The organism is bacterium (genome assembly GCA_040755795.1).
GTDB lineage: Bacteria > UBA9089 > CG2-30-40-21 > CG2-30-40-21 > SBAY01 > JBFLXS01.
On sequence record JBFLXS010000461.1, the window covers coordinates 1 to 2,922 of the forward strand.

Genomic DNA, 2,922 nt, shown 5'->3' on the forward strand with positions numbered 1-2,922 from the left:
TGCCGGGATCAGATCATGAAAAACCTGAAAGGCAAGTACAATTTAGATATCGAAGTCAAATATATCTGGCAGTTGGTAGCCGAGTCCTTAATTTTGGAATAGGAAGAGTTAAGTATGACAAATATTCATTCGGAAATGGCTGATTTTTTAAATGTAAGCCTGCTCCTGACAGGCTCAGGAGTTAGGTGAGGATGGTTGTGCAAAAAGAATAACTTCATAATCCCTAAACCAAATCAGCCACCTAACCCTAACTTAACTTATATACCTTTGCCTCTTTCCTGTGTAGTTTGACACTGATTTGTCCATTCTCATAAGGGATTATCTCTTTTATCCATACGAATGCCGTCAATCCCTGTTTGTTCTATCCAATCAACGATATTATTGACAAAGTAATCGGCTACTTCAGGCAGGTCATGATTCAAATCAGGTAGCCCGGCAAGTGGAGATTCTATCTCATCCCATTCTGCTCTGGCAGGATTGAACCAGGTGTCCTGTATCTTTTTGTAGGGATAGTCGTGATAAGCTTGATTATGATAGCCCGTATGATTAACTACCATATCGAGTATGACCTTGATATTTGCCTTGTGAAGTTTATCGATTAATCTCTTTAAATACTCTTTACTCCCTTCAGCCAATGAAGGGTCTTGTGAGTAAAGGTGAGGGTCAATTCGCTCGAAATCAAGTGCCCAATAGCCGTGGTAACCAGCAGAATTGCCGACTGTCACGCTCTTAGAAAAAGGTATAACTTATGGCTATCAATATCCCTAAAAGAATTACTCCCAGAATCAGGCTTGAGGCAATAAGTTTTTTTTCTGCAGGAAGTAATGGCTCATATTCCATTTTCTGCATTTCTTCTGAAATTTTAAGTTCTTCTGCCATTTTAAAACACCTCGTTTAGATTTTTAGCCACTGAACTCACTGAATTTCAAACAATATTCTCTTCATCTTCTATACTACGGGTGGTTTTATGCCATGGAAAAATATCCAGGAGATAAATAGTCCGACCCAGATGATAAAACCAAAAAGACAGAGGACATAGACGGCGGTTAATCTTCCTATTCCTTCTTGCCAGAGTTGTCTGAAATTCGAGACTGCACCGATGGAAAAGAATGTCATCGCAAAGAATATCTTGCGAAAGACATCACACTGCTCTGTAACCTCTTTCAGTCCAGGAATAAGACCTGATGAAATAAGGCATAGTGCTAACATAACTAAAAATGTGAAGCAATAACCAATCACAAATTTAGGGAATCTATGCCACATTTCAATAGGTTTAACCTTTTCACCTGGTTTTTTCTCTATGGCATATACCCAGACAAGTGCCAGAATAAATGCCCAGATACCGATAAAAACATCTATAAATATTTTAGTGGTCGTAGCGGTCATCAGTATCCAGCCTTCTTTGTAATTAATACCTTGCAGGGCTAATACTTTCGCTCGGATAAGGGAATCGGTTATTGCTCCACTGGCTACTGCCGCACCATCGGTTTTAACCGCTAATCCCATCCAGGCACCGGCAACCATTGGCTCCTGGTAGAGAAATATTTGACTAAGAAAAGGTAAGAGGATTAATTCAATCACCGCAAAGACAACCACTAAAGAGGAAACCATAATTGCTACTCTGGGTTTAGCTTTAATAGCCGCTCCGGTAGCTATAGCCGCTGAGACACCACAAATGGATATTCCTGAGGCAAGTGGTGCCGCCCATTCTCGGCTGAATTTGAAGTATCTTCGGGCAATAAAATAAACTACCGCCCAATATATGAGATATGCCTCTACAATCGCACAAAAACCACGAAAAATAACACTTGTGGCTAACCCTAATGCCTCAACTGCCTTTACACCTAATCCTGCCCCTAAAATAACTATTGCTGTCTTAATATACCATTCTGGTTTAATTCCTTCTTTAAGAGCATTTGTTACCTGGGGAAAGAAATTCCCAATGCACAATCCTACCAGAAGTGCGATAATAAGTCCTGCCTCACCGGTAAGATTACAGGACCAACCAATCCCAAATTTCTGAAGTTGGTCAGGGGTAGCGGCAATGTAGGCGTAATGACCAAGCGTCCAACAGACAAAACTTATCCCAAAAACTATGCTAAAACTCAAGATAAATTTTTTAAGAGACACGCCTAATCCCATAGCTCCAATAGTCATAATGACTAATAAAAATAGGTAGGTCAAGACTAAAGAAATTATTGGAGGCATTCCTGTATATGTTTTGGAAACCGCGGCAAAACTCTTACCCAAATCCATCCAGACACTATTTTTCACTACCCAACCTAAAACATCTATGCCACAACAAACCTTTGTTATACCCAGACAAAATATGAAAAGCCCCAACCATACTGCTAACCAGTCTTCATTACTAAAAAGTGTATTTTTTGTTTTCCCTTCCATTTTTTTCCTCCTCCTATTAGTTTATATTCTGTTCAATTTTGACCTATTTTCCACCTGTGCAATTAGAAATAAAGGGATAATATTTTGTGTAATGCGTCAGTGAAATGGGGGATTCTCCTGAAAATAGCGAATTAGTGAATTAGAGATTAGCGAATTAGTATAGTATCCACAGACTCGTATCCTCTGGTTTAGAACAGGTATTCCCCCTTAATAAAGGGGGTTAGGGGGTTGTCCTTTCATTATTTTCATCCCCCTTTGTGAGCCGCAGGTTCATGAGCGTTTCCCCTGAAAATAGCCTTTGGAGTGCGAAAGCTTGCTTTCGCTTTTACTCCTGCGAAAGCGGTAGCAAGCTACCGCACTCCATATATTTTCATCGTCCTTTGTGAGCCGCAGGTTCATGAGCGTTTCCCCTGAAAATGTATGTAAGTTGTTGTAATTATTTATTTTTTGTAGTAGCGAGAGGAAAGTAAAACCATCCCTTCCCTTAAAAGCACACAATATCCCCTTCTTGCCATTGTCTCG

4 protein-coding genes are annotated in these 2,922 nt (G+C 40.0%); all 4 read right to left on the bottom strand.

Translation table 11 applies throughout. The features are described from left to right. Positions 1–308: 308 nt before the first annotated feature. Entirely contained in the window at positions 309–725 is a 417-nt protein-coding gene (locus AB1414_18335) for an alpha-amylase family glycosyl hydrolase (GenBank protein ID MEW6609374.1), read from the bottom strand. Positions 726–729: 4 nt separating this feature from the next. Then, on the bottom strand, positions 730–879 hold the full coding sequence (locus AB1414_18340; GenBank protein ID MEW6609375.1) for a hypothetical protein: 150 nt from the start codon (positions 877–879) through the stop codon (positions 730–732). A 69-nt stretch (positions 880–948) separates the two neighbouring features. Further along, positions 949–2,400 (bottom strand): putative sulfate exporter family transporter, encoded by a 1,452-nt coding sequence (locus AB1414_18345; protein MEW6609376.1) that lies wholly within the window; start codon positions 2,398–2,400, stop codon positions 949–951. Between the two features lie 270 nt (positions 2,401–2,670). Beyond that, on the bottom strand, positions 2,671–2,922 hold a 252-nt coding region (locus AB1414_18350), incomplete at its 5' end, for a hypothetical protein (GenBank protein MEW6609377.1).

Coding starts and splice junctions, on each gene's coding strand:
- AB1414_18340 (MEW6609375.1), bottom strand. CDS start 879: ATGGCAGAAGAACTTAAAATTTCAGAAGAAATGCAGAAAATGGAATAT.
- AB1414_18345 (MEW6609376.1), bottom strand. CDS start 2,400: ATGGAAGGGAAAACAAAAAATACACTTTTTAGTAATGAAGACTGGTTA.